This is a genomic window from Streptomyces sp. NPDC032198 (assembly GCF_040636975.1).
Lineage (GTDB): Bacteria > Actinomycetota > Actinomycetes > Streptomycetales > Streptomycetaceae > Streptomyces.
This window is the reverse complement of the sequence record NZ_JBEZVL010000003.1, coordinates 636,030-662,697: the sequence shown is the minus strand read 5'-3', so window position 1 is coordinate 662,697 and position 26,668 is coordinate 636,030. Positions and strand designations below refer to the sequence as shown.

14 protein-coding genes are annotated in these 26,668 nt (G+C 71.1%); 7 read left to right on the top strand and 7 right to left on the bottom strand.

The window, feature by feature from the left end; all coding sequences use genetic code 11:
* Nucleotides 1-3 precede the first annotated feature (3 nt).
* Both AB0E78_RS10850 and AB0E78_RS10845 read left to right on the top strand, forming a co-directional pair.
* Nucleotides 4-4,296, top strand: coding sequence for an SDR family NAD(P)-dependent oxidoreductase (locus tag AB0E78_RS10850; protein WP_361830477.1), 4,293 nt, complete (start codon nt 4-6; stop codon nt 4,294-4,296).
* Complete coding sequence (locus AB0E78_RS10845) at nt 4,293-11,858, top strand: type I polyketide synthase (protein ID WP_361830403.1); 7,566 nt, start codon at nt 4,293-4,295, stop codon at nt 11,856-11,858. Before AB0E78_RS10850 ends, AB0E78_RS10845 begins: the two co-directional genes overlap by 4 nt.
* A gap of 321 nt (nt 11,859-12,179) precedes the next feature.
* Here the strand turns inward: AB0E78_RS10845 and AB0E78_RS10840 are convergent, their stop codons facing one another.
* The 4 genes from AB0E78_RS10840 to AB0E78_RS10825 form a co-directional block, all read right to left on the bottom strand.
* On the bottom strand, nt 12,180-13,721 hold the full coding sequence (locus AB0E78_RS10840; protein ID WP_361830401.1) for a DHA2 family efflux MFS transporter permease subunit: 1,542 nt from the start codon (nt 13,719-13,721) through the stop codon (nt 12,180-12,182).
* The gene (locus AB0E78_RS10835) at nt 13,714-14,250 is read right to left on the bottom strand and encodes a transcriptional regulator (protein WP_361830399.1); all 537 of its coding nucleotides are present in this window, start codon (nt 14,248-14,250) and stop codon (nt 13,714-13,716) included. The genes AB0E78_RS10840 and AB0E78_RS10835 overlap by 8 nt, the downstream gene beginning before the upstream one ends.
* Nucleotides 14,251-14,463: 213 nt before the next feature.
* Entirely contained in the window at nt 14,464-15,474 is a 1,011-nt protein-coding gene (locus tag AB0E78_RS10830; RefSeq protein WP_361830397.1) for a ketoacyl-ACP synthase III, read from the bottom strand.
* 56 nt (nt 15,475-15,530) lie between these two features.
* Complete coding sequence (locus tag AB0E78_RS10825; protein WP_361830395.1) at nt 15,531-16,292, bottom strand: alpha/beta fold hydrolase; 762 nt, start codon at nt 16,290-16,292, stop codon at nt 15,531-15,533.
* Nucleotides 16,293-16,744: 452 nt separating this feature from the next.
* Between AB0E78_RS10825 and ccrA the strand changes: the two genes are divergently transcribed.
* From ccrA to AB0E78_RS10810, 3 genes are all read left to right on the top strand, one after another.
* Nucleotides 16,745-18,088, top strand: coding sequence for a crotonyl-CoA carboxylase/reductase (ccrA, locus tag AB0E78_RS10820; RefSeq protein WP_361830393.1), 1,344 nt, complete (start codon nt 16,745-16,747; stop codon nt 18,086-18,088).
* Between the two features lie 83 nt (nt 18,089-18,171).
* Nucleotides 18,172-19,932 carry a 3-hydroxyacyl-CoA dehydrogenase NAD-binding domain-containing protein gene (locus AB0E78_RS10815; RefSeq protein WP_361830391.1) on the top strand — a complete coding sequence of 587 codons (1,761 nt, stop codon included), beginning with the start codon at nt 18,172-18,174 and terminating at the stop codon, nt 19,930-19,932.
* Between the two features lie 50 nt (nt 19,933-19,982).
* A complete protein-coding gene (locus AB0E78_RS10810) occupies nt 19,983-20,711 on the top strand; it encodes a DUF4232 domain-containing protein (protein WP_361830389.1) in 729 nt (242 codons plus the stop codon).
* On the opposite strand, the gene AB0E78_RS10805 is transcribed toward AB0E78_RS10810, so the two are convergent.
* On the bottom strand, nt 20,677-21,732 hold the full coding sequence (locus AB0E78_RS10805) for a biotin/lipoate A/B protein ligase family protein (protein WP_361830387.1): 1,056 nt from the start codon (nt 21,730-21,732) through the stop codon (nt 20,677-20,679). The two genes, AB0E78_RS10810 and AB0E78_RS10805, sit on opposite strands and share 35 nt — an antisense overlap.
* A 161-nt stretch (nt 21,733-21,893) precedes the next feature.
* On the opposite strand from AB0E78_RS10805, the gene AB0E78_RS10800 reads away from it, so the two are divergent.
* The gene (locus AB0E78_RS10800) at nt 21,894-23,351 is read left to right on the top strand and encodes a basic amino acid/polyamine antiporter (RefSeq protein ID WP_361830386.1); all 1,458 of its coding nucleotides are present in this window, start codon (nt 21,894-21,896) and stop codon (nt 23,349-23,351) included.
* Nucleotides 23,352-23,390: 39 nt separating this feature from the next.
* The gene (arcA, locus tag AB0E78_RS10795) at nt 23,391-24,653 is read left to right on the top strand and encodes an arginine deiminase (RefSeq protein ID WP_361830384.1); all 1,263 of its coding nucleotides are present in this window, start codon (nt 23,391-23,393) and stop codon (nt 24,651-24,653) included.
* A 24-nt stretch (nt 24,654-24,677) separates the two neighbouring features.
* Here the strand turns inward: arcA and AB0E78_RS10790 are convergent, their stop codons facing one another.
* The gene (locus tag AB0E78_RS10790) at nt 24,678-25,343 is read right to left on the bottom strand and encodes a hypothetical protein (RefSeq protein ID WP_361830382.1); all 666 of its coding nucleotides are present in this window, start codon (nt 25,341-25,343) and stop codon (nt 24,678-24,680) included.
* A 42-nt stretch (nt 25,344-25,385) separates the two neighbouring features.
* On the bottom strand, nt 25,386-26,480 hold the full coding sequence (locus AB0E78_RS10785) for a chemotaxis protein (protein ID WP_361830380.1): 1,095 nt from the start codon (nt 26,478-26,480) through the stop codon (nt 25,386-25,388).
* Between the last annotated feature and the right edge of the window lie 188 nt (nt 26,481-26,668).

Genomic DNA, 26,668 nt, shown 5'->3' with positions numbered 1-26,668 from the left:
GAGGTGTTGGCCCGGTTTGTGGGTCGGCGTTCGAAGCGGCTTGTGGTCAGTCATGCTTTTCATTCGGCGTTGATGGAGCCGATGCTGGCGGAGTTCCGTGCGGTGGCTTCTGGTATTGCGTATGCCGAGCCGGTTGTTCCGGTGGTGTCGAATGTGTATGGGCGTCTGGCCGGGCCGGGTGAGTTGAGCGCGCCCGAGTACTGGGTGCGGCATGTGCGTGAGGCTGTCCGGTTCGGTGACGGGGTGCGCTCGCTCGTCGGTCAGGGTGCGAATGTGTTCCTTGAGGTGGGTCCTGCCGGGGTGCTGACCGCGATGGCGCAGGACACCCTCGACGAGGTGTCCGCTGAGAGCATCGCCGTCGCGCTGGTCCGCAAGGACCGCGACGAGGTCGACGCGCTGGCCGGTGGCGTGTTGCGTGCCTACGCGCACGGCACCCCGCTCGACTGGGCGGCCCTCCTGCCGGGTGCCCGGCAGGTGGACCTGCCGACGTACGCCTTCCAGCGGCAGCGGTACTGGCTGGACGGGGACGACGCCACGGCCGCCGATGCGGCGGCCCTCGGCCTCGGGGACCCCGAACACCCCCTGCTCGGCGCCGCCGTGCCGCTCGCCGACGGGCAGGGCGCGGTGCTCACCACCCGGCTGAGCCTGCGCACCCACCCGTGGCTGGCCGGGCACGAGATCGGCGGGACGGTGCTGCTGCCCGGCGCCGGCCTGGTCGAGATGGCGCTGCGCGCCGGGCACGAGATCGGCTGCGACCGGGTCGAGGAACTGACCCTGGAAATGCCGGTGATGATTCCCCGCGAGGGGAGCGTGACCCTGCAGATCCGGGTGGGCGCCGAGGACGAGGCGGGCTGGCGCCAGCTGACGGTGCACTCGCAGGCGGGGCCCTACGAGGAGTGGGTCCGGCACGTGAGCGGCGCGCTGAGCGCCGACGCGGCGCAGCCCGAGGCCGACCTGACGGCCTGGCCGCCGCCGGGCGCGGAACAACTCGACCTGGACGTCGACGGGTTCTACGCCGCGTACCAGCGTCTCGGCTACAACTACGGCCCCGCGTTCCGGGGCCTCAAGGCCGCCTGGACGCGGGGCGAGGAGATCTTCGCAGAGGTGGCACTGCCGGACGAGGAGCGGGCCGCGGCGGGCGAGTTCACGCTGCACCCCGCGCTGCTCGACGCCTGCCTGCAGTCCGCCGGGGTCGGGTCGTTCTTCGACAGCGGCGGCTCGATGCGGCTGCCGTTCGCGTGGAGTGGTGTCTCCGTGTACGCGGGCGGCGCCTCCTCCGTGCGAGTGCGGGTGACGTCGTCGGGTCCGGACGCGGTCACCTTCGACCTGGCCGATTCGACGGGCGCGCCGGTGGCCCGGGTGGAGCGGCTGCTGATCCCGGAGATGACCCCGGAGCAGCTTGAGCGGGTCAGCGCGGAGGAGAAGGAGAAGCCGCTACGGCTCGACTGGGTGCCGGTGGTGGCGCAGAGCACACCGGTGTCCGCCGACCGGTGGACCGTTCTCGGCGCGCAGGGCCTCGCGGGCCTGGAGGGCGCGCCCGTACCGGAGTTCGTGGTCATCGAGTGCGCTGCGGACGACGGAGGGGACGACCTGCCGGCCGCCGCGCGGGCGCGGACCGGTGAGGCGCTGACGGCGTTGCGGACCTGGCTGGAAGGGGAACGGTTCGCCGACAGCCGGCTGGTCGTCGTCACGCGCGGCGCGGTCGGAAACGCCGGTGCCGACGCGGGCGACCCGGCCCAGGCCGCCGTATGGGGACTGGGCCGGGTCGCCCAGTCCGAGAACCCGGGCCGATTCCTGCTGCTCGACCTGGAACCCGGCGCCCACCTCACCGAGGTCCTGCCCACCGCACTGGCCACCGGCGAGATGCAGCTCGCCGTCCGCGCCGCCGAACCGCTGGCCCCGCGCCTGATGCGCTCCGCCGCCCGCGGCGCGCTGGTGCCGCCCACCGGCGCCGCGTGGCGGATGGACGTCACCACTCCCGGCACGCTGGACAACCTCGCCCTGCTCCCGGTCACCCGGGCCGATGACCAACTGGGCCCGCAGGAGGTACGTATCTCGGTGCGGGCGGCAGGCGTCAACTTCCGTGACGTACTGATCGCGTTGGGCATGTACCCGGGCCGGGCGTCCATGGGCGGTGAGGGTGCCGGTGTGGTCACCGAGGTCGGCGCCGAGGTAACCGGTCTGCGGGCCGGGGACCGGGTGACGGGCATCCTCTCGGAGGCATTCGGCCCGACGGTGGTGGCGGACAGCCGCTCCGTCGTGCGCTTCCCCGACGAGTGGAGCTTCGAACAGGCCGCTTCGGTACCGGTGGCCTTCGCCACCGCGTACTACGGCCTGCTGGACCTGGCCGGCCTGAAGGCGGGCGAGACGGTGCTCGTGCACTCGGCCGCCGGTGGTGTCGGCATGGCCGCCGTACAACTGGCCCGGCACCTGGGCGCCGAGGTGTTCGGCACCGCGAGCCCCGGCAAGTGGGACACCCTGCGCGCCGGCGGCCTGGCCGATGACCACATCGCCTCCTCCCGCACCACGGACTTCGAGCAGGCTTTCGGGGAGACAACCGGCGGCCGGGGTGTGGACGTCGTCCTCAACAGCCTGACCGGCGAGTTCGTCGACGCCTCGCTGCGGCTGCTGCCGCGTGGCGGCCGGTTCATCGAGATGGGCAAGGCCGACCTGCGGGACGCCGACCGCGTCGCCGAGCAGCACCGGGGCGTCGGATACCGGTTCTTCGATCTGATCGACGCCGGGCTCGACCGGTTCCAGGAGATCCTGGGCACCGTCATCGGGCTGTTCCGGGACGGAGTACTCGACCATCTTCCGCTCAGCACCTGGGACGTACGCCACGGGCCGGACGCCTTCCGGCACATCAGCCAGGCGCGGCACACCGGCAAGGTCGTGCTCACCATGCCCCCGGTCTGGGACCCGGAGGGCACCGTCCTCGTCACCGGTGGCACCGGCACCCTCGGCGCGCTGACCGCCCGTCACCTGGTGGCCGCCCGCGGGATGCGCCACCTGGTGCTGGTCAGTCGGCGTGGCGCCGATGCGCCGGGCGCCGCCGCCCTGCGCGAGGAACTCACCGCCGCGGGCGCCGACGTCACGGTCACCGCGTGCGACCTCGCCGACGCCGACGCGGTGCGGTCCCTGGTGGCCGGCCTGTCCGAGGCGCACCCACTGACCGGCGTGGTGCACACCGCGGGCGTGGTCGACGACGGCGTGCTGTCGTCACTCACCCCGGAGCGCATCGACACCGTGTTCCGCGCCAAGGTCGACGCCGCGGTCAACCTGCGGGCGGCGACCCGCGATCTCGACCTGGCGGGCTTCGTCCTGTTCTCCTCCGCATCCGGTGTCCTCGGCAGCCCCGGGCAGGGCAACTACGCCGCCGCCAACGCCTTCCTGGACGCCTTCGCGCACCGCTGCCGGGCCGAGGGCCTGCCTGCGGTCTCGCTGGCCTGGGGCCTGTGGGTCGAGGCGAGCGGCATGACCGGGCAGCTCGGCGGTGAGGACCGGGCCCGTATCTCCCGCGGCGGCCTGGTGCCGCTCACCAACGAGCAGGGGCTCGAACTCCTCGACGCGGCCATCCTGGAGGATCAGCCGCTGCTCGTACCGGTCCGGCTGGAGCGGTCCGTGCTGCGCAAGCAGGCGGGCGACGGCACCCTGCCGCCGCTGCTGAGCCGCCTGGTGCGGGCACCCGCCCGCAGGGCCGCGGCAGGCCCCGGGCAGAGCGAGGGACCGACCCTGGCCCAGCGGCTGAGCGGGGTGCCCACGACCGAGCACGAACGGCTGGTGGTCGAGCTGGTCCGCGGTGAACTGGCCGCGGTCCTGGGCCACTCATCGCCCGCGGGCGTCGATCCCTCCCGGTCCTTCCAGGAGATGGGCATCGACTCCCTCACCGCCGTCGAGCTGCGCAACCGGCTCAACGGCACGACCGGCCTGCGGCTGCCTGCCTCGCTGGTCTTCGACTACCCGACCCCCGGGGCCCTGGCGCGGCACATCCTCGAGGAGGTGGCACCGAACGGCGCCACCGAGGCCGTGGCCGCCGCGGGCTCCCTGACCGACGCCGAGATCTGGCGGTCCATCACCTCCGTGCCGCTGGACCGCATCCGCGAGGCCGGCGTCCTCGACGCCCTGCTCCGCCTCGCCACCGATGACGGTTCCGGCAACGGCACGACGGAGCACACGGACGAGCCGGAGGGGGCGTCCATCGCCGAGATGGACGTGGACGACCTCGTCCGCGCCGCCCTCGGCGACGCCACTGCCAGTGACACACCGAATGACACCGAAGGGACGTACGCAGAATGAGCAGCGCATCCGCGGACAAGGTGGTCGAGGCGCTGCGCGCGTCACTCACGGAGAACGAGCGCCTGCGCAAGCAGAACCGGGACATGTCCGAGGCATCCCGGGAACCCATCGCCATCGTCAGCATGGCCTGCCGCTACCCGGGCGGGGTCAGAACCCCCGAGGACCTGTGGCAGCTCGTGCTCGACGGCCGCGACGCCGTAGGCCCGCTCCCCGACGACCGTGGCTGGGACCTCGAGTCCCTGTACGACCCGGATCCCGACGCACAGGGCAAGACGTACGTCCGCGAGGGAGCCTTCCTGTACGACGCGGGAGACTTCGACGCCGAGGTCTTCGGTATCTCCCCGCACGAGGCACTGGCAATGGACCCGCAGCAGCGCGTCCTGATGGAAACCTCCTGGGAGCTCCTGGAGCGGGCCCGCATCGCCCCCGACTCACTGCGCGGCAAGCCCGTCGGCGTCTTCACCGGCGGCGTCGGCACCGACTACATCTCCCGGCACTACGCCATGGGTGCGCCCGAGGTGCCGGGCGGCGTCGAGAGCCACGCCATGACCGGCAGCGCCTCCAGCGTCTTCAGCGGCCGCATCGCCTTCACCTACGGGTTCGAGGGACCGGCCGTGACGGTGGACACGGCGTGCTCGTCGTCCCTGGTGGCGATGCACATGGCCGCCCAGTCGCTGCGGCAGGGCGAGTGCAGCCTCGCCTTTGCCGGCGGCGTCGCCGTACTGCCCAACCCCGGCACCTTCGTCGGGTTCAGCCGCCAGCGCGGCCTGTCCCCGGACGGCCGCTGCAAGGCGTTCTCCGCCTCCGCCGACGGTACGGGCTGGGGCGAGGGCGTCGGCCTGGTCCTTCTGGAGCGGCTGTCCGACGCGCGCCGCAACGGCCGACAGGTGCTCGCCGTGCTGCGCGGCTCCGCGATCAACCAGGATGGTGCCAGCAACGGCCTCACCGCCCCCAACGGCCCGTCCCAGCAGCGCGTCATCCGCGCCGCGCTCGCCAACGCCCGCCTGGGGCCGCAGGAGGTGGACGCGGTCGAGGCGCACGGCACCGGCACCCCGCTGGGCGACCCGATCGAGGCACAGGCGCTGCAGGCCACGTACGGCAAGGGACGGGACGCGGACAAGCCGCTGTGGCTCGGCTCCATCAAGTCGAACATCGCCCACCCGCAGGCCGCGGCCGGCGTCGCCAGCGTCATCAAGGCCGTGATGGCGATGCGGCACGGCATCCTGCCGAAGACACTGCACGCGCAGGAGCGGTCCCCGCACATCGACTGGTCCGCGGGCGCCGTCGGGCTGCTCACGCAGCAGCGCGACTGGCCCGAGGAGGGACGCCCGCGCCGGATAGGTGTCTCGTCCTTCGGGATCAGCGGCACCAACGCCCACGCCATTCTGGAGCAGGCCCCCGAGCCCGAAACCGAGCCCGAGCGCACCGCAGGGGTTCCCGAGGGCGGAGCGGTACCGTGGGTGCTGTCGGGTCGCAGCGCCGAGGCGCTGCGCGGACAGGCGGCGCGCCTTGCCGCGTACGTGGCCGACCGGCCGGAGGCGGACCTCGTCGACGTGGGCCACTCGCTGGTGACGACCCGATCCGCGCTGGAGCACCGCGCGGTCGTGGTCGCCGCGGACGGCACGGCGCAGTCGCTGCAGAGCAGGCTTGCCGCGCTGGCCGCCGGCCAGACCACCACCGGTGTGGTGCGCGGCGTGGCCCGCGGCGGAGTGCGCGCGGTGCTGGTGTTCCCGGGGCAGGGCTCGCAGTGGGTCGGCATGGCCGAGGGCCTGCTGGCGGCGTCGCCCGCGTTCGCCCGCCGGATCGCCGAGTGCGAGCAGGCACTGGCCCCGCATGTGGACTGGTCGTTGACCGAGGTCCTGACCGGCGGCGAGGCGACCGCACCGCTCCTGGAACGGGTCGACGTGGTGCAGCCCGTGCTGTGGGCGGTGATGGTGTCGCTGGCCGAGACATGGCGCTCGGTCGGCGTGGTCCCGGCCGCGGTCATCGGGCACTCCCAGGGCGAGATCGCCGCCGCGTGCGTGGCCGGCGGTCTCTCGCTGGAGGACGGGGCACGCGTGGTGGCGCTGCGCGCCCGGGCCCTGGTGGCGTTGCAGGGGCAGGGCGGGATGGCCTCGGTGGCGGCGTCCCGGACGCGCACCGAGGAGATCCTCCAGCCGTACGGGGACCGGCTGTCGGTCGCGGCGGTCAACGGCCCGGAATCGACGGTGGTCTCCGGCGACGCGGATGCGTTGGACGAACTGGTCGGATCTGCCGAGGAGTTGAGTGTGCGCATCCGGCGGGTGCCGGTGTCGTACGCCTCGCACTGCGGCCATGTCGACCGAATCCGGGCGGAGTTGGCGGACGTCCTGGCCGCGATCCGCCCGCGGACCTCCGCGGTGCCGTTCTTCTCCACGGTGACGGGGGACTGGCAGGACACGGCGGGCCTGGACGCGGAGTACTGGTTCCGCAACCTGCGCCGGCCCGTCGAGTTCGAGTCGGCCACACGGTCGCTGCTCGAACAGGGCTACAGCGTGTTCGCGGAGTCCAGTGCGCACCCCGTCCTGGTCAACGGCCTCCTGGAGACCATCGAGGACAGCGGCGTGCCCGGCATGGCCGTCGGTTCGCTGCGGCGCGGTGAGGGCGGCTGGGACCGGTTCCTGACCTCGGCCGCCGAGGTGTACACCCAGGGCGTCGACGTCGACTGGGCCGGGCTGCTGGCCGGCGGCCGCCCGGTCGATCTGCCTACGTACGCCTTCCAGAGCAAGCGGCTGTGGCTGACGACCGAACCGCCCGTGCGTCCTGGCGACGACACCCACGACGAGGCGACCGCGGCATTCTGGGAGGCGGTCGAGCGCGAGGACCTGGAGGGACTCGCCGCCACTCTGCAGCCCGGTGCCGGCGCCGACGTCCGTGCCTCCCTCGGGGCGCTGCTGCCGGTCCTGTCGGCCTGGCGGCGCGAGCGGCGCAAGGAGAACACCGTCGACGCCTGGCGGTACCGGGTCGCCTGGCACCCGCTGGGCGTCTCCGCACCCTCCGCCGACGCGCTCGCCGGCGGTACGTGGCTGGTCGTGCACCCCGCGGAAGGGCCGCGCGATGCCTGGGTCGACGCGGCGGTCCAGGCACTCGCCGCCGCCGGAGCCGATGTCCGCACGGTGGCCCTGGACACCGCGGCCCCCGATCGCGCGGACTGGGCGCAACGCCTGGCCGCCGAGGGAGCCTTGGCCGGCGTACTGTCCCTGCTCGCCCTGGACGACGCGCCGCTCGGCGGCAACCCGGTGCTGACCCGGGGCGCCGCAGCCGTACTCACCCTGTTGCAGGCGGTCGGCGACGCGGGTGTCGAGGGGAGGCTGTGGTGTGCGACGCGCGGCGCGATCGGCGTCAGCGGTGCCGACCGTGCGCAGAACGCGGCACAGGCTCAGGTCTGGGGCTTCGGCCGGGTCGCCGCGCTGGAGCAGCCGGCCCGCTGGGGCGGTCTGATCGACCTGCCGGCCGGCCCGGACACCAGGGCGGCCGGCCGACTGTGCGGCATCCTCGCCGCCGGTGGTGAGGAGGACCAGCTGGCGCTGCGCTCGTCGGGCGTGTTCGTGCGCCGGCTGGTCCGTGCGCCGCTGGCCGAGACGCCGGCCGGCCAGTGGCAGGCGCGGGGGACCGTGCTCGTCACCGGTGGCACCGGCGGTCTGGGCGGGCATGTGGCGCGGTGGCTGGCCGGCCAGGGTGCGGAGCACCTCGTGCTGACCAGCCGTCGGGGGCCTGACGCGCCGGGCGCGGCCGAACTGCGCGCCGAGCTTGAGCAGTCGGGCGTCCGCGTGACGGTCGCCGCCTGCGACGTGGCCGACCGGGAGGCGCTCGCCGACCTCCTGGACGGGCTGCGCGCCGACGGTTCACCGCTGACCGCGGTGGTCCACACGGCCGGTGTGCCCGGCCCGTTCGTGACGCTCGCCGACGCATCGGCCGACGATCTGGCCGAGACGCTCGCCGCGAAGGCGGGCGGCGCCGAGGTGCTGGACGAACTGCTGGCCGACGAGGATCTGGACGCGTTCGTCCTGTTCTCCTCCAACGCGGGCGTCTGGGGCGGCGCGGGCCAGGGCCCGTACGCGGCGGCCAACGCACACCTGGACGCGCTGGCCGAGCGGCGGCGCGCCCGCGGCCGGAAGGCACTGTCGGTGGCGTGGGGCATGTGGGCGGGCGACGGCCTGGCCTCGGACAAGGGGGTGGAAGACGCCCTGCGCCGGACCGGTCTGCTGCCGATGGAGCCGCTGCTCGCCGTCACGGCGTTGCAGCAGGCACTGGAGCGCGACATGACCTTCCTGTCGGTCACCGACATGGACTGGGAGCGCTTCGCCGCCGTCTTCACCGCGAACCGGCCGAGCGCGCTGCTGAGCGAACTGCCCGAGCTGCGCCGCCCGTCCGCCGCCGAGGCGGCCGGTGGCCGGGGCGTCGAGGGTGGCTCGGTCTCCGAACTGGCCGGGCGTCTGGCGGGCATGTCGACGGTGGAACAGCAGCGGGTCCTGCTCGACCTGGTCCGCGCCCATGCGGCGGCCGTCGTCGGGTACGACTCCGCGGACGACGTCGACCGCGAACTGAAGTTCCAGGAGCTCGGCTTCAACTCCGTCACCTCGGTGGAACTGCGCAACAGGCTCGGCGAGGCGACCGGGCTCAAGCTGCCCGCCTCCCTCGTCTTCGATCATCCGACCCCGATCGCGCTGGCCCGTCGGCTGCTCATCGACCTGGTCGGCGCCGAGGAGAGCGAGGTCGGCGAGGACACGGTCGCACCGCTCGCCCTCGTCGAGGACGACCCGATCGCCATCGTCGGCATGAGCTGCCGCCTGCCGGGCGGCGTCGAGTCACCGGAGGACCTGTGGCGGGTCGTCGCCGACGGTCTCGACGTCGTCGGCGCGCTGCCGGAGGACCGCGGCTGGGAGGCCGTCGAGAAGCTCACCGAGATGGGCATCGACATGCCGGGCGGTCGCTGGCTGACCCGGGGCGGGTTCCTGGCCGGTGCCACCGAGTTCGATCCGCAGTTCTTCGGCATCTCCGACGCCGAAGCGGTGGCCATGGACCCGCAGCACCGGCTGCTGCTCCAGCTGTCCTGGGAGGCCGTGGAACACGCCGGCGTGGACCCGCAGACGCTGCGCGGCACCGACACCGGCGTCTACGTCGGTACGTTCTTCCAGCCGTACTGGGCAGGTTCGAACCGCATCGCCGAGGACGTCAAGCCGTACCTGGGCATCGGCATGGTGCCGACCTTCGCCTCGGGCCGCGTCGCGTACCTGATGGGGCTGGAGGGGCCGACGTTCACCGTGGACACCGGCTGCTCCTCGTCCGGTGTCGCCCTGCACCTGGCCTGCCAGGCGCTCGCCCGCGGCGAGTGCTCGACCGCGCTGGTCGGCGGCGCGACCGTGCTCTCCAGCCCGATGGCCGTACCGGACCTCGGCGGGATGGCACCCGACGGCCGGTGCAAGCCGTTCTCCGAGGACGCCGACGGCACCGGCTGGGGGGAGGGTGCCGCGGTGCTGATGGTGGAGCGGTTGTCCGACGCGCGCCGCAACGGGCACGAGGTGCTTGCCGTGATCCGCGGCTCGGCCGTGAACCACAACGGTGAGAGCAACGGCATGGCCCCCAACGGCCCGTCCCAGCAGAAGGTGATCCGCCAGGCGCTGGCCGGTGCCGGGCTCACGGCCGACGACATCGACGTCGTCGAGGGGCACGGTACCGGTACCCCGCTGGGCGACCCGATCGAGGCGCAGGCCCTGCTCGCCACGTACGGCAGGAACCGGCCCGCGGACCGGCCGCTGTGGCTCGGCACGGTGAAGTCCAATATCGGCCACTCGCAGGCGGCTTCCGGCCTGGTCGGTGTGATCAAGACGGTTCTCTCGATGCGGCACGGAGTGCTGCCGAGGACGTTGTTCACGGACACGCCCAGCACGCGGGTCGACTGGGCCGATGGCGGAGTCGCGCTGCTCGCCGAGGACACGTCGTGGCCCGAGACGGGCCGGCCGCGCCGCGCCGGAGTCTCCTCGTTCGGGGCCAGCGGCACCAAGGTCCACCTCATCCTCGAACAGGAGCCGCCCGCTGAGCGCCCCGCCGCACAGGAAGCCGGCGACGGCCCCGCCGTCCTGCCGTTCCTGGTGTCCTCCCGGAGCGCCGAGGACCTGCGGGAGCAGGCGCGGCGGCTGCGGGAATCGGTGGCCGGCCGGCCCGCGACTGAACTCCGCGACCTTGCCTGGTCGCTGGCCACCACGCGTACAGCGTTCGCCCACCGGGCGGCGCTGTTCGCCTCCGGCCGGGACGAACTGCTCGCCGGCCTTGCCGCGCTGGAGAACGGCGGACCGCTCGAACAGGGCGTGCAGGCCGAGGCCGCGACCGGGATCGGCACCGCGTTCGTGTGTGCGGGCGGCATCCAGCCCGGCGTACGCGAGCTGTACGACCGGTTCCCGCTCTTCGCGGACGCCCTCGATGAGGTGTGCGCCCACCTGGACGCCCACCTCCACACCCCGGCGCACCCGGCGGCACTCGTGGCGGAACGCCCCGCGGACACGACCCTCGCGGCAGCGGTGGCCTTCGCTCATGAGGTGGCCCTCGCCCGGCTGGTGCAGGGCATGGGCGTGACGCCCGCCGCGGTCGCCGGGCATGGTCTGGGCGAGGTCGCGGCCGCGTACGTGGCCGGTGCGCTGCCGCTGCCGGACGCGGCGGGCTTGGTCGTCGCGGCGGCCCGGCTCCTGGAGCCGGCTTCGCAGCGGTCCGAGGCCGAGGACCTGTTCCGCCGCACGGTCAAGGGCGTGGCACCGCGGCCCGGTTCGGCGCCGCTGGTGCGAGCGGAGACCGGGGAGACCCTTACGGTCGACGCCTTGCTCGACCCGGCGCACTGGCAGGCGGTGCGGCCGCTGTCCGGGCAACTGCCCACGCCGGCCGGGGCCACCACCCTCGTCCGGCTGGACGTCGCGATGGAACAGGACGGTCGGCCGGCGGCCGAGCAACTCCTGTGCCTGCTGGCCGGGTTGCACGTGACCGGAGTTCCGGTCGCCTGGCGCGACGCGCTGGCCGGCGCCGGTGCCGAAGGGCGGGTCGTGGACCTGCCCACGTACGCGTTCCGGCGGGATACCTACTGGCTCAACGCCAACCCGGTGGCCCTGCTCGGCGAGACCCTGGAAGGCCGCAACGCGGGCAACTGGGCTGCTCTCGAAGGGGAGGAACTGCTCGACGAGGCCGACCGCAAGGCAGTCGTCGAGGAGTACTTCCGCCGGCTCAACGCGGCAGATCTGGAGGGCGCGGTCGAGATGTTCGCGCCGGACATCCGGATGGAGGACCCGGTCGGCAGCGCGCCGCGGGTCGGCGTCGAGGAGGTCGGGGAGTACATCGCCTCGGTCATCAGGGCCAAGTCCGAGATCGAGGTCGGCACCATCGTGGCAGCCCAGGACGGTTCCCGCGTCGCGGTGCCGCTGACGGGCCGCCTCAACCAGCTCGACACGGGTGAGGGCGCACGCATGGAGATCCCGTGCATCGACGTCATCCGCATCGGCGGCGACGGCAAGATCCGCGAGATCCTGGTGTTCTGGGGCATGACGGACATCACGGTGTAAGGCGCCGCTGCGGCAGGGCACTTCGGGCCCCTGCTCCGGTCGATGGCAGATGCCGTTGACCGGGGCAGGGGCCCGTGGCGTGGTGTTCGCCCTGGCCGACCCGTGTGACGAGGGACAGTCGAGTACCCGGGGCACGGGGTGGCTCGCAGGAGGCACCCCTGCGCGGGGCGGGCTCGTAGGAGGCCTCATCACTCTCGCTGTGACCGTCGTGTCACCCCGCGCCGTACGCAAAGGGCCCCGGTGTTGCGTCTTCGGGGGAAGGACGCAACACCGGGGCCCAGGGCGAACCGGTTCCGGCCGGGGGTGGCGGACCGGTTCGGCTCAGTGGGCGGAGAGTGGGAGTGCGGTGTCACTCTCCGGGACTTCGGTCTTGGACTGGGACCGCTTGGGCATGAAGATCAGGGCGAGCAGGGCAGCCGCCACCGCGATCACGCCGCACACGGCCAGCAGGGTCTGCATCGCGGTCATGAAGGAGTCCTGCACCGCGTGCACGACCTGAGTGCTCTGCATCTGCTCGCCCACGCGCATGCCGCCCGAGACGCTGCCCCGTGCCAGTTCGTCCGCCTCCGGCGGTACGTCGGGCAGCTTCAGGTTCGAACGGTACGCCGAGTTGGCGACCGTACCGAGCACGGCCACGCCGACGGAACCGCCGACCTGGCGCAGCGCGGAGACCAGCGCGGAACCGACGCCCGACGACTCCTGGGACAGCGCGTTGACGGAGGCCGCCATGGTGCGGGTCATGGCGAGGCCGAGACCGAGGCCGACCAGGATCAGCCAGACCGACACGTAGCCGTAACCGGAGGAGAGCTCGGTGCGGGTGCCCAGGAACAGGCCGCCCGCGACGAGGAGGAAGCCCAGTGCCGGCACCGCGCGCGGGGCCGCCTCCGGCGCGAGCTTGTTGACCACCGCGGCGCTCACCAGGACGCCGCCGATGAGTGGCAGCAGCCGCAGCCCGGTGCCGAGTGCGTCGGTGCCGTTGAGCGCCTGGAAGTACTGGGGCAGGGCGAACAGCAGGCCGAACATCGCGAAGCTGACGACGGTTCCGAGGATCGAGCCCCACACGAAGCCGCTCAGCCGGAACAGGGACAGGTCGATCAGCGGATTCCCGGTCCGGGTAATCCGCATTTCCCACAGCACGAACAGCACGAGGAGCACTGCGCCGCCGAGTAGCGGGACCAGTGCCGCGGAGTCGCCCCAGCTGGTTTCGCCGGCCTCGATCGCGCCGTAGACGATGCCCACCAGACCGAGCGTGGAGAGCAGGACACCGAAGAAGTCGATGGATTTGCCCTGCGTACCGCGGGAGTCGGGCACCAGGAACGCCACCGCGATGAAGGCGAGGACGATCAGCGGGAGGTTGATCAGGAAGACCGAGCCCCACCAGAAGTGATTGAGCAGGGCGCCACCGATGATCGGGCCGAGCGGGAGCCCGAGTGACTGGGAGACGGCGATGACGCCGATCGCCTTGGCGCGCTCTTCCTTGCTCTCGAAGACGTCGAGGAGGACGGAGGTGCACAGGGGTACGAGGAAGGCGGCGCTGAGGCCGAGCACCGTGCGCGCGGTGATCAGCATGCCCGACGAGTCGGAGTAGGCGCACCATACGGACGCGCCACCGAATAAGGCCAGCGCCGCGAGGAGCAGCCGCTTGCGGCCGAACCGGTCACCGAGCAGCCCTGCGGGCAGGAGCAGTGCGGCCATGGCAAGCGTGAAGGCGTCGGCGAACCACTGAAGGTCGCGTGTGGAGGCCTGCAGGTCGGTGCCGAGGGTCGGCAGTGCCACGTTGAGTACCGTGGCGTCGACGCTGACGGTGAGCAGGCTCAGCCCGATAGCCGCCAGTGCCCACCAGCGGCGCGAGTCCTTAGCCACTTTCTTCGCCCCTTACGTTGCGGTGTTCGTCAGTTGGAGCGTCCCGGTCCTCGATCCAGCGCTTCAACATGGGCTCTGCCTCGTTGTTGAGCCACTCGAAGACCTGGTGCGCCTCACGGAGGCGGTCGGCGTTCTCGGCCCCCGTCGGGAAGAGGGTCAGCCCGTTCTCGGTGATGTCGACGAACGACGCGATGCCCTCCAGGCGCCGTCGGACCATCGTGGCCCAGGCGTCCGGGGCGAGGCGGTAGTACGTGGCGCGGTTCCCGCTGCGGGTAACGGCCTGCACCATCCGGGCCTCGCTGAGCAGGCGCAGCGTGCCGGTGAGCGAGGCCCGGCTGGCATTGATGCCGGCCGCGATCTGCGCCGCGTTCTGCTCCGCTGGATCGCTGACCATGAGCCAGGCCAGGGCGCGGCCCATGATCGGGGGCCAGCCGGACTGCTGCATGAAGTAGGTGGCGACCTGCTCCACCCACGTCTCGACGTCGGATGCGTGGGCGGCCCCGTCGTTGTCCTCGGGCGTCGACGCCATCGCCATCTCACCTTCCGTGCACAGGACTGACTGCTATAGAGAGCAATGCTGTCTCTGTAGAGTGTGCTGAGCTCTACAAATTACAGCACTTACTGTAACAGCTGAATCCAGGTGTGCAACTCACGCCGGCGAACCGGCTCCGGGAGGGCGTTGTCGTACGAGTCCCCGATATGGACGGGCAGGCAATGGCTGCGTGCGAGCCGTGTCGGCCGGTCAGCAACCCCAGGTGAGCAGGGCGGTGGTCATCGTCATTCCGCCACCGAACCCGGCAAGGACGATCAGCTCGTCGTCGGCCAGACGACCGGCTCTGCAGGCGTGGTCCAAGGCCAGCGGGATGGAGGCCGCGCCGGTGTTGCCGTGGAACTCCACCGGCAGATGGGCCTGAGCCCCGCTCAGGCCGAGCAGCTCCCAGACGTCCCTGAGCATGACCCCGTTGGCCTGGTGCGGTACGAAGTGGTCGACCTGCTCCGGCTTTACGTCGAAGTGCTCCAGCAGTCCGGACACAGCTGACGGGAGGTGGCTCGTCACGTAGTCGCGGACGTTGCGGCCCTGCATCTGGAAATAGTGCTGGCCGAGGTCCACGGTCTTCTCCGAGGCGGGAAGCCTGCTGCCGCCGGCGGGAACGCCGATCAGTTCGTGCAGGTGGGCGTCGGTCCTCATGCCCGTGCCGAGGACGCCACGTCCGTCGGGCACCGGGCCGAGGACGACCGCACCGGCCCCGTCGCCGAAGAGCGGCGCGGTCCTGCGGTCTTGCCGGTCGATGATGCGCGAGTAGACCTCGGCCCCGATGACCAGGGCATAGCCGTCCTCCTGGACACCGGCCAGCAGACGGGTCGCCACCTGGAGTGCGGCGACGAATCCGGCACAGACCGCGTTCACATCGAACGCGGCGGCTCCAAAGGCCCCGAGCTGTTCCTGGACGAGGGTTGCGGTGGCCGGTTGCGGGTGGTCAGGGGTGGAGGTGGCGACGATGATCCACCGAACCTGATCGGGGCGTAGGCCGACGGCGTCGAGCGCCCGCCGGGCGGCCGTGGCGGCCAGGTCCGACGACGCCTGGTGATCGGCCGCGTAGCGCCGCTCACGGATGCCGGTTTTGCGTTCGATCCAGTCCGGGGTGACGCCGGCGAGTTCGGCGACGGTCGCATTGGAGACGACGTGCTCGGGCAGACAAGATCCGGTACCGAGGACTCCGACGGGGCTGAGGGCAGGCGAATAGACAGTCACAGTCCACGTCTTTCTGTCGAGGGCGACCGGGTGGCCGAGGCCCTGTTCCGGTGCGGTCAGCCGGCGCCGACACCAAGGAGACGGTCGATGACAACGCGCAGGACACGCGCCTGCTGGTTCGTCAGGTAGAAATGGCCGCCGGGAAAGACCTGAAGGTCGAACCGGCCGGCCGTGTGATCGCCCCAGTGGCGCAGTTCATCGACGGGCACGCGCGGGTCGGCGTCGCCGGCCAGTGCTGTGATCGGGCAGTTCAGCTTCGGCCCGGGCCGGTGGCGGTAGGTCTCCGCCGCGCGGTAGTCACTGCGCAGCACGGGCAGGATGAGGGCGAGGAACTCGGGGTCGTCGTAGATCGGGGTGCCTGTGCCGTCCAGGGCCTTGAGGTCGGCGATGAGGTCGCTGTCGGGGCTCAGATGCCATCCGTCGTTTCGGTTGCGGTGCGGTGCGCGGCGAGCCGAGACGAAGAGGGCATCCGGTGCACGGCCCGCGGCTTCGAGCCCGCGGGCCACCTCGTACGCCAGCGTGGCGCCCATGCTGTGCCCGAACAGGGCGAAAGGCCGGTCGGTCCAAGGCGTCAGCGCCTCGCCGATCCGGTCCGCGAGGTCGGCCAGGTCGGTGGCACACCCCTCCGCACGGCGGTCCTGCCGGCCCGGGTACTGCACGGCCAGCGCCTCCACCAAGGGTGACAACTCTCTTGAAAAGGGGTGGTAGAAACTGGCGGAGCCACCGGCGTGCGGAAAGCAGATCAGCCGAACCTCTGGATCTGCGACGGGGATGAACCGCCGTATCCAGAGTTCGCTGTCATGGTTGCCTTTGTGCATTTTTCCCCATCCAGAACAAGCTGCCCGACATTGCCGGACAGCTTCCCTGTCGCAGAAACAGTGAATTGCGTACCTGGTCGGCCTCATTGCACGCACCGGGCTCGCGACAGGAGAACTCTGTAGGACGCCTGTTGGGCGAGGCAACCCCTAGTCCGCCCCCTACCGTCGCGCGTTCACCGGACGGGACGCAGCGGCGGTTCCAGTAGCAACGCATCCATTCTTTACACGTGTCTGACTCTTCCAGAATTGACTGGCTCTTCATCTTCGGTGCAAACCTGCAGTGCGGCTGGCTAGGGGTAGTGCCGGCAGGTAGGGGGAGTAGTGCCGTGAGGTAGGGGTTTCCTCCGTCAATTCTGCTCCATACGCTGCCGCGACAAGCCCACATTCATCTTCTTCGGCGAACCCGCTGGAGAGGCTTGTTTCCTACGTCCGCGAAACGCAAGGGAAGTTACGTGAAGGACATCATCAACGCCATCCTGTCCGGCGGTGCAACTTCCCAGGACTTCACCGCTCTGCGGCTTCCGGAGAGCTATCGGGCCGTGGTGCTGCGCAAGGACGAGGCAGACATGTTCGAGGGCATGGCCACGGTGGACAAGGACCCCCGCAAGTCGCTCCACGTGGACAACGTGCCGGTGCCGGAACTCGGCCCGGGTGAGGCCCTGGTGGCCGTGATGGCCTCCTCGGTCAACTACAACACCGTATGGTCGTCGATCTTCGAGCCGCTCTCCACGTTCGTTTTCCTGGAGCGCTACGGCCGCACGAACGAGCTGGCCAAGCGTCATGATCTGCCGTATCACGTGATCGGCTCCGACCTGGCGGGCGTCGTCCTGCGCACGGGTCCCGGTGTGAATGCCTGGAATCCGGGCGACGAGGTCGTCGCGCACTGTCTGAGCGTCGAGCTGGAGTCGAGCGACGGCCACAACGACACGATGCTCGATCCCGAGCAGCGGATCTGGGGCTTCGAGACCAACTTCGGCGGCCTCGCCGAGATCGCCCTGGTCAAGTCCAACCAGCTCATGCCCAAGCCGGACCACCTGAGCTGGGAGGAGGCCGCTTCCCCCGGCCTGGTGAACTCCACCGCCTACCGTCAGCTGGTCTCGCGCAACGGCGCCGGGATGAAGCAGGGCGACAACGTCCTGATCTGGGGCGCGAGCGGCGGGCTCGGCTCCTACGCCACTCAGTTCGCGCTGGCCGGCGGCGCCAACCCCATCTGTGTCGTCTCCAGCGAGCAGAAGGCGGACATCTGCCGCGCGATGGGCGCCGACGCGATCATCGACCGCAACGCCGAGGGCTACAAGTTCTGGAAGGACGAGCACACCCAGGACCCCAAGGAGTGGAAGCGCTTGGGCAAGCGCATCCGCGAGCTGACCGGCGGCGAGGACGTGGACATCGTCTTCGAGCACCCGGGCCGCGAGACCTTCGGCGCGAGCGTCTACGTCACGCGCAAGGGCGGCACGATCGTCACCTGCGCCTCGACCTCGGGCTACAACCACGAGTACGACAACCGCTACCTGTGGATGTCCCTGAAGAAGATCGTGGGCTCGCACTTCGCGAACTACCGCGAGGCCTGGGAAGCCAACCGCCTCATCTCCAAGGGCAAGATCCACCCCACCCTCTCCCGCGTCTACTCCCTTGAAGAGACCGGCCAAGCCGCCCGCGACGTGCACCGCAACGCCCATCAGGGCAAGGTCGGGGTGCTGTGTCTCGCCCCCGAAGAAGGCCTGGGCGTGCGCGACCACGCCAAGCGTGCCCAGCACATCGACGCGATCAACCGCTTCCGGGATTCCGGGAACTGAACCCGCCGCATTCATCGATCAGGTCTCGCGGTCACCCCTGCGGATGCCCACGAGCACACACATTCAGGGGAAGGGAACACGTCATGGAGCAGGAGGCGCGCCCCCCGGTCATAGGGGTGGCCGGTCTGGGCAGTGTGGGGGAATCCTTGCTGCGCATGCTGTACAGCGGGGGGTACGAGGTCATCGGGATCGACTCCGATCCCGCTGCGCTGGCCAGGGTCGACGAGAGGCTGAAGGCGATCAGGTCGGCCGCGCCTGTGGCCCGTCCCGCCGACGGTCCGACGCTCAGCGACGACGTCGCTCTGCTGGGCAGAGCGGACCTGGTCGTGGAGGCGGTACCCGAGAACCTCGCCGTCAAGAAGCGGCTGCTGCGGGAGTTCGATGCCGTCTGCGAACCGAGCACAGTGCTGGTCACCACCACGTCGAGCCTGCCGCTCACCCAACTGGCCGTCGCCTCCGGCCGGTCGGCCCGGACGATCGGGCTGCGCCTGCTGGCGCCACCCCGGCCGGGTGGATCCGTGGAAGTGGTCCGGACGGCGATGAGCAGTGCTGCCGCTGTGAGTGCGCTCGACGAAGTGCTGGAGGGCCTGGACCTCGAGCGGACGGCATTCGGCGCGCGTCCCGCGGCCGATGCCACCGAGCTCGTCCACGCGTTCCTCAACCGCGCCGTGGCCTTGCTGGACCTCGGATACGCCGATCAGCACAGCATCGACACCGCCCTGCGGCTGGGCTGCGGCCTGCCCGCCGGCCCCTTCGAGATGTTGGACCGCATCGGTTGGGAGACCATCAGGTCGTCCCTGGCGGAGCTGTACGCGAACACGGGCAATGAGGCGTTCCGTCCCGCCGCCCTGCTGGAGAAGTCGGCGGGCACCGCCTCCGGCGGCCGGGCCACCGGCAGGGGTTTCCACTCCTACGACGAACTCGGTGCGCGCGTCGTTCCCGCACCGCGCAACGGTGACGGCGAGGATGGCGGGCTGAACGATGTGCAGCACATCGGGCGTGTGGGCGTGCTGGGTTCGGGCGCCATGGCCTGCGGCATCGCCGAGGTCATGGTGACCGCCGGCCTCCCCACGGTGCTCGTGGCACGGAGCCGGGCGAAGGCCGACCGCGCGCGGGACGTCGTGGCGGAGTCCCTCGTCAGGGCGGTGCGCAAAGGCAGAATCAGTCCGTCCCGGAAGGACGCGGCGCTCAGCCTGCTGCGCAGTGAGCAGGACCTGACGGCACTCGGCGACTGCGATCTGGTGATCGAGGCCGTCGCGGAGGAGACCGACCTGAAGCGGTCCGTCTTCGCCAGGCTCGGGCAGGTGTGCCAGCAGGGGGCGCTGCTGGCGACCACCACATCCAGTCTGTCCGTCGCGGACTGCGCCGATTCGTCCGGCCGCGGCTCCCAGGTCCTGGGCCTCCACTTCTTCAACCCCGCGCCGATGATGAAGCTGGTGGAGCTCGTGCGGACGCCGGCGACGAGCGAGCAGACCGTGGCGACAGCCCGCGCGTTGTGCGCGCGGCTGAACAAAACGGCCATCGTCTGCCAGGACCGCACCGGCTTCATCGTCAACCATCTGCTCTTCCCGTACCTCGCCGACGCGATCCGGCTGCTGGATCATCCACACGCCGACGTGGAGGAGATCGACGCGGCGGTGGAGCGGGGACACGGTTTCCCGATGGGCCCGTTCCGGCTGCTCGACGTCATCGGCCTGGACGTCTCGCTCGCCATCATGGAGCGCTTGCACAAGGAGTTCGTGACGCCTGACTTCGCCGCGCCGCCGCTGCTGCGCGATCTGGTGGCGGACGGTTGTCTGGGGCGCAAGTCCGGGCAGGGCTTCCGTGCCGTCGCTCCACGCTGACCTGCGTCACGTCACAGAGGGGAAAACCCTGGCCATGGCATGATCTCCGCGTGACCGTCATCCCGTTCAGACATGTCGCCGTCCTCGCCGCCACCGTGGCCCTGCTCGCCACCGGGTGCGGACTTTCGGAGGAGTTGGAGCGGGAGGCGGATCCCGGGCGTACGGCGTCCGCTCAGGGGGGCCGGTCCGGTACGGAGGGCGGCTTGTCGGCTCCGACCGGGCCCGATTCGCCAACGGGGGGTCCCGCCAGGGCGGGGGCGCCGGAGGTGCCTGAAGCGGCTTCTCCCGCCTGCCCCGCGTCCGGGGTCCGCATCGAGGGAGGCGTGGTCAGTGCCGCCATGGGCCTGCGCGCGATGAGCGTCACGCTGACCAACTGCGGCAAGGACACCTACCGCCTGAAGGGCTACCCGAAGCTGCGAGTCCTCGACGAGCACCGCGAGCCCCTCGACGTACAGATCCTCGAAGGTACCGAGCCCATCATGACGAGGGACGACGACCCTGGCGCGCACCACTCCGTCTCGCTCAAACGCGGGCAGCAGGCCTACACCGTCCTCGCCTGGCGCAACACCGTCACCGACACGACGACGACGGCCGTCAGTGGCACCTACCTCAAGGTCACCCCGGCCCCCGGCACCAGCCCGGCAACCGTGACCCCGGAAGGCCGGATCGACCTCGGCAACACCGGCCGCATCGGCACCACCGCCTGGCAGCGGAGCCCGGCGGACGAGACGGACTCCTCCAGGCCTACGGCACCCGCGCCGTCCACTCCGGCGAGCTGAACTTCGTACGGGCCAGCTCCCGCGCCCTGGCCATCTCCTCGTCCGTGGCCTTGCCCGCCGTCAGGCCGTACCGCGTGCGGAAGGAGTCGAGCATCCGCTCGATCACGGCCTCCCGGGGCAGACCCGTCTGGCGGCGCAGCGGGTCCACGCGCTTCTTCGCGCTCCTCGTGCCCTTGTCCGAGAGCTTCTCGCGGCCGATGCGGAGCACCTCGACCATCTTGTCCGCGTCGATGTCGTACGACATCGTCACGTGGTGCAGCACCGCGCCATGCCCGCCCGCGACCCGCTTCTGGGCGGCGCCCGCGACCTTCCCCGCGTCGGTGGCGATGTCGTTCAGCGGTTGGTACCACGCCGTGATGCCCATGTCGCCGAGGGCTTCCAGCACCCAGTCGTCCAGATAGGCGTAACTGTCGGCGAAGGACAGGCCCTGCACGAGGGCGTCGGGGACCGACAGCGAGTACGTGATGGCGTTGCCCGGCTCGCAGAACATGGCGCCGCCGCCGCTGATCCGGCGCACCACCTCGATGCCGTGCCGCTCGGCGCCCGCCGGGTCCACTTCGTTGCGCAGGGACTGGAAGCTGCCGATGACGACCGCCGGGGACGCCCACTCCCACACCCGCAGCGTCGGCGGGCGGCGCCCGGCGGCGACCTCCTCGGTGAGCACCTCGTCCAGGGCCATGAGCAGGGCGGGCGACTCGGGGGCCTCGTGGATCAGCTGCCAGTCGTAGTCGGTCCAGTCGGTGGCGTGCGCGAGGGCGCGGCGCACTGCGACGCCCACCCCCTCCGATGTGAGGCCGTACAGCACCGTGCCCTCGGGGAGCGCCGCGTCGACGCGGGCGGCGAGGCCCGCCGCGTCGGTGTCGGCGGGCGCGCCCTCCAGGGCGTGGCTCAGGGCGTCGAACGCCTCGTCGGGTTCCAGGAAGAAGTCCCCCGCCACCCGCACGTGCCGCAGTGCGCCGTCCTCGACCTCCAGATCCACGACGACGAGCTTGCCGCCGGGGACCTTGTACTCACCGTGCACGCTGCTTCCTCCGGGTGCTGCTGCTGGGTCTGGCCGCATCGCGAACACCGTCGGCCCGCGATTTCATATCAGGACAACTCGGTTCACTGGGGATAGATTCCCGCACAGGGTGGTCAGTCGTTCCCCCGGCGCCCGCCCCGACGGGAGCTGACGAGGAGTCCATGAGCCACGCGGAGACGAGTGACCAGACCACCGCCGGAGCATCACCGGCCGTCAAGCTGACCCTCACCACGCTGACGATGATGGTCGTCGGCTCCATGGTCGGCGCGGGCGTGTTCTCGCTGCCACGGCGGTTCGCGCAGGAAACCGGTGTCGCGGGCGCGCTGATCGCCTGGGCGATCGCCGGTACGGGCATGCTGATGCTCGCGTTCGTCTTCCAGACCCTCGCCGTCCGCAGACCGGACCTCGACGCCGGTGTCTACGCCTACGCGAAGGCCGGGTTCGGCGAGTACCTCGGCTTCTTCTCCGCCTTCGGGTACTGGGCCAGCGCGTGCGTCGGCAACGTCACCTACTGGGTGCTCATCATGTCGACCGTCGGGGCCATCTGGCCGAGCCTCGGCGATGGCGACACCCTGCTCGCCGTCGTCCTGTCCTCGTTCGGGCTGTGGGCGTTCTTCCTGCTGATCCGGCGCGGGGTCAAGGAAGCGGCGGCGATCAACCGGATCGTCACCGTCGCCAAGATCGTGCCGATCATCGTCTTCGTGATCCTGGCGCTCTTCTTCTTCGACGCGTCCGTGTTCGCGGACAACTTCGGCGGCGCCGACTACGCGGGATCACTCTTCAACCAGGTGCGCGGCACCATGCTGGCCACCGTCTTCGTCTTCCTCGGGGTCGAGGGCGCCAGCGTCTACTCCCGGCACGCCAAACGCCGCGAGGACGTCGGCAGGGCCACGATCCTGGGCTTCCTCAGCGTCTTCGCCGTCTTCGCCTCCGTCACCATCGTGTCGTACGGGATCATGCCGATGGCGGAGATCGCCGAGCTGCGCCAGCCCTCCATGGCGGGCGTCCTGGAGGAGGCCGTCGGCACCTGGGGCAAGGTCTTCGTCAGCGTCGGGCTCATCGTCTCCGTGCTCGGCGCCTACCTCGCCTGGACGCTGATGGCCGCGGAAGTGCTCTTCGTCGCCGCGAAGGACGACGACATGCCCCGCTTCCTGAGGAAGGCCACATCGGAGGACGTGCCGGTCCCCGCGCTCCTGATGACGACCGCACTGAGCCAGGTGGTCCTGGTCGTCACGATGTTCTCCGACGACGCGTTCAACTTCGCGCTCGACCTGACCAGCGCGCTCAGCCTCATCCCGTTCCTGCTCGCGGCCGGCTTCGCCGTCAAGATCGCGCTCGGCCCCGCAGGCGAGCAGGTCGCCGGGCGGAGCACCCGCAAGGAACTCGTGGTCGCGGTGATCGCCACGCTGTACACGGCGTTCCTGCTCTACGCCGCCGGGCTCAAGTTCGTCCTGGTCTCCTTCCTCCTCTACGCCCCCGCGACGCTCCTGTTCGTCAAGGCCCGGCGGGAACAGAACCGGCGTCCGTTCTCCCCGCGCGAGGCCGTCATCTGCGCCGTCTCGATCGCGGGCGCCGTCGTGGGAGTGATCGCCCTCGCGGTCGGCTGGATCGAACTCTGACCGTCCCGACCTCTGCCGCCACCGACCGAAAGGCGCCCAGTGACCAGCCACGACACCCCCGCCACCCCGAACTTCGGCGTCCACTCCGAGGTCGGCAGGCTGCGCAAGGTACTGGTCTGCGCGCCCGGACTCGCGCACCGCAGGCTGACCCCCACCAACGCCGACGACCTGCTCTTCGACGACGTCATGTGGGTGGAGAACGCCCAGCGCGACCACGCCGACTTCGTCATCAAGCTGCAGCAGCGCGGCGTCGAGGTCGTCGAACTGCACGACCTGCTCGCCCAGACCATGGCGATCCCCGAGGCGAAGTCCTGGCTCCTCGAACGGAAGATCACCGCGAACGAGGTCGGCCTCGGACTCACCGACGACACCCGCGCCTTCCTGGAGACACTGGAGCCCCGGCGACTCACCGAGTACCTCATCGGCGGCCTGGCCACCGCGGACCTGCCGGACGAGTTCCGCTCCGACTACGTCTCCCTCGTGCGCGAATCCACCGGCGTACGCGAATACCTGATGCCCCCGCTGCCCAACACCCTCTACACCCGCGACACGACGTGCTGGCTGTACGGAGGTGTCACGCTCAACCCGCTGTACTGGCCCGCCCGGCACGACGAGACGCTCCTGATGAAGGCCGTCTACCAGTTCCACCCCGACTTCACCGGCGCCACGGTGTGGTGGGGCGACCCAGAACTCGACTGGGGTCAGGCGACGTTCGAGGGCGGCGACATCATGCCCGTCGGCAACGGCGTCGTCCTGATGGGCATGAGCGAGCGCACCTCACGCCAGGCCATCACCCAGGTCGCCGCCTCGCTGTTCAAGAACGGTGCGGCCGAGCAGGTCATCGTCGCGGGCATGCCCAGGCTGCGCTCCGCCATGCACCTCGACACCGTGTTCACCTTCGCCGACCGCGACATCGTCACGCTCTACCCGAAGATCATGGACGCCGTGCACTCCTTCACGCTGCGCCCGAGCGACAAGGCGGCGGGCGTCGAGATCACGGACGAGGGCTCGCGCCCGTTCGTCGACGTCGTCGCCAGGTCGCTCGGCCTGCGCGAGCTGCGCGTCATCGAGACGGGCGGGGACGTCTACGCCTCCGAGCGGCAGCAGTGGGACAGCGGCAACAACGCCGTCGCCCTGGAGCCCGGCGTGGTCTTCACGTACGACCGCAACACTCAGACCAACACGCTGCTGCGCAAGGCCGGGGTCGAGGTCATCACCATCGTCGGCGCCGAGCTCGGGCGCGGTCGCGGCGGCGGGCACTGCATGACGTGCCCGCTCGTCCGCGACGCCGTGGACTTCTGAACCGGGCCGCGGGGCCGGCCGGGTTCAGTACCGCTGGGCCTTGACCAGCTTCGCGGTGAGCTTCGGCTCCGGGGGCTCGTGGCTGATGGCGTACCGCTGGGCCCGCTTGCCCGGTGAGAGGTCCTGCGTGCCGACGTAGCGGGTCTCCACGGTCTTGCCCGAGGAGTCGACGAAGTCGACCTGCACGGCGAAGTCCGCCTTCTTGTCGGTCCGGTTGGTGAAGGTGACCACGGAGGCGAGCACACCGCCGGTGTCGGCGCGCGGCTTGCCCGTCATGGAGACGTCGGCCGTGGCGTTGCCCCGCCCGTCGACGTCCTTGAGGGCGTCCTTCGCGGCCTGGTTGGCCCGTTCCGTGTCGGCGGACACGGACGCCTCGAACTCGTCCGCGCGCTCCGACGCGGAGGCCTCGGCGGCGGACGCCGAGGCGCGGGCGGACTCGGCCGCCTCCGAGGCCTGCGACTTCAGCGGCGACGCGGTCTTCTCCGAGAAGGACGACGCATCCGGGGCCGTCGGCCGTTCACTGACCGAGCCACTGCTCTCGGCCGAAGGGGAGTCGTCGTCGGAGCCGCACGAGACGAGGGCGGCGGCGGCCGTCACCGTGGCGGCCAGCGTGAGGGCGGCGGACACCGCGGGCCCGCGGCGTGCGCGGCGCGTGGTGCGTCGTTTCCCGAGGGGCGGCAGGGGGTTCATTCGCTGCGGTCCTTTCCCTGATCTCTGAAGCGGGGCCTGGTGTCAGTACCGAAGGACGCAGGCGATCCGGCCCCGGTCGGTGAGCGTGCCCTCGGGTACGAAACGGACTTGTGCGCCGGTGTCCAGGGCCCGCTCGACGATGTCGTCGACCACGTCGTCCACCGCGTCGAGATCGTTGTCGCCGGCCGGGACGAGATGCCCGCCGTCGTCGCGCACGGTCGCCTGGTAGCTGTCCTCCACGGCGAGGAGGCGCACCCGGTCCGTGGTCACGTTCTGCCAGACCTCGTCGAGGCCCGCGGCGTACTGATGCCGTCCCTGCGCCGCGTCCAACTCGTGTACCACGGAGTCGAGTTCGGACTTCTCCCGGGCGGCGAGGAAGGGGCGAACCGCCTGCCGCACCGCGTCCACCGGGCCGTGCGCGAGGCCTCCGTGCGGCACCGCGGTGGCCCCTCTGATGACCGCGCCGACGTCGTCGAGGAGGGAGAGCGCCGCGGCCTCACCGGCCACGAACAGGGGGCGCGGATGCGCGTGCAGCACACGGGCCGCGGCCAGGTCCGCCTCGCGCAGGAACTTGCGGGTGTGTTCGTCGCGGAAGGTGCTCGGCACGTCGCCGATCCGTTCCTTGCGCTCGGCGTCGGGGTCGTCGAGGCTCCGGGTCAGCGGGAATCCGTCCGCCGTGTGCTCGACGACCCGCTCCGGGGTACCGCTCCACAGCGAGACGCGGTCGGCCGAGACGGCGAGGACCCAGTACGGGCGCTCGGCGGCCTGGGCCGCGACGACGTTGCGCGTCAGGAAGGTGTCCGAGAACACCACGCGCGACGGCACCGTCCTGGCCAGCGACCACACCTGGTGCTCCCCGGGGGCGGCGAAGACGGCGAGCCCGTCCTCGGCGTGCACGAGGTCGATCTCCGCCACCGCCCGGTCCAGCTGCGCGGCCACCTCGATCCGCTGCTCCCTGGCCACGGCGGGGTCGGACTTCAGGCGCTCCTTGGCCTCGGCGACGAGGTTGCGCAGCCGCACGGGATCCTGCGCGTTGTCCGGCTCTCTGCGGTGGGTCGGCAGCAGGACCGTGACGGCGGGGTAGGGGCGCGGCCGGCGCAGCCCGGCCAGCGTGGCCGGGTTGAGGGAGGGATGCATGGGTGACCCTTTCGGGGCGGGGCGGCGGGCGAGGAGCCTCCCGGAGGGGCATGCCTCACGCCTCACGGAGGGCGTTACGCCATGAAATGCACCCTATGCCGGTTCTGGGGCTGTGGCATGTCCCCGGGACGCTTCAACCACGTGACGACGGCCCGAAATGAGGCCCTGCGTCGCGTCGTCTACGTATG

Coding starts and splice junctions, on each gene's coding strand:
- AB0E78_RS10815 (WP_361830391.1), top strand. CDS start 18,172: ATGGAGCAGGAGGCGCGCCCCCCGGTCATAGGGGTGGCCGGTCTGGGC.
- AB0E78_RS10835 (WP_361830399.1), bottom strand. CDS start 14,250: ATGGCGTCGACGCCCGAGGACAACGACGGGGCCGCCCACGCATCCGAC.
- AB0E78_RS10845 (WP_361830403.1), top strand. CDS start 4,293: ATGAGCAGCGCATCCGCGGACAAGGTGGTCGAGGCGCTGCGCGCGTCA.
- AB0E78_RS10790 (WP_361830382.1), bottom strand. CDS start 25,343: ATGAACCCCCTGCCGCCCCTCGGGAAACGACGCACCACGCGCCGCGCA.
- AB0E78_RS10825 (WP_361830395.1), bottom strand. CDS start 16,292: ATGCACAAAGGCAACCATGACAGCGAACTCTGGATACGGCGGTTCATC.
- AB0E78_RS10785 (WP_361830380.1), bottom strand. CDS start 26,480: ATGCATCCCTCCCTCAACCCGGCCACGCTGGCCGGGCTGCGCCGGCCG.
- AB0E78_RS10800 (WP_361830386.1), top strand. CDS start 21,894: ATGAGCCACGCGGAGACGAGTGACCAGACCACCGCCGGAGCATCACCG.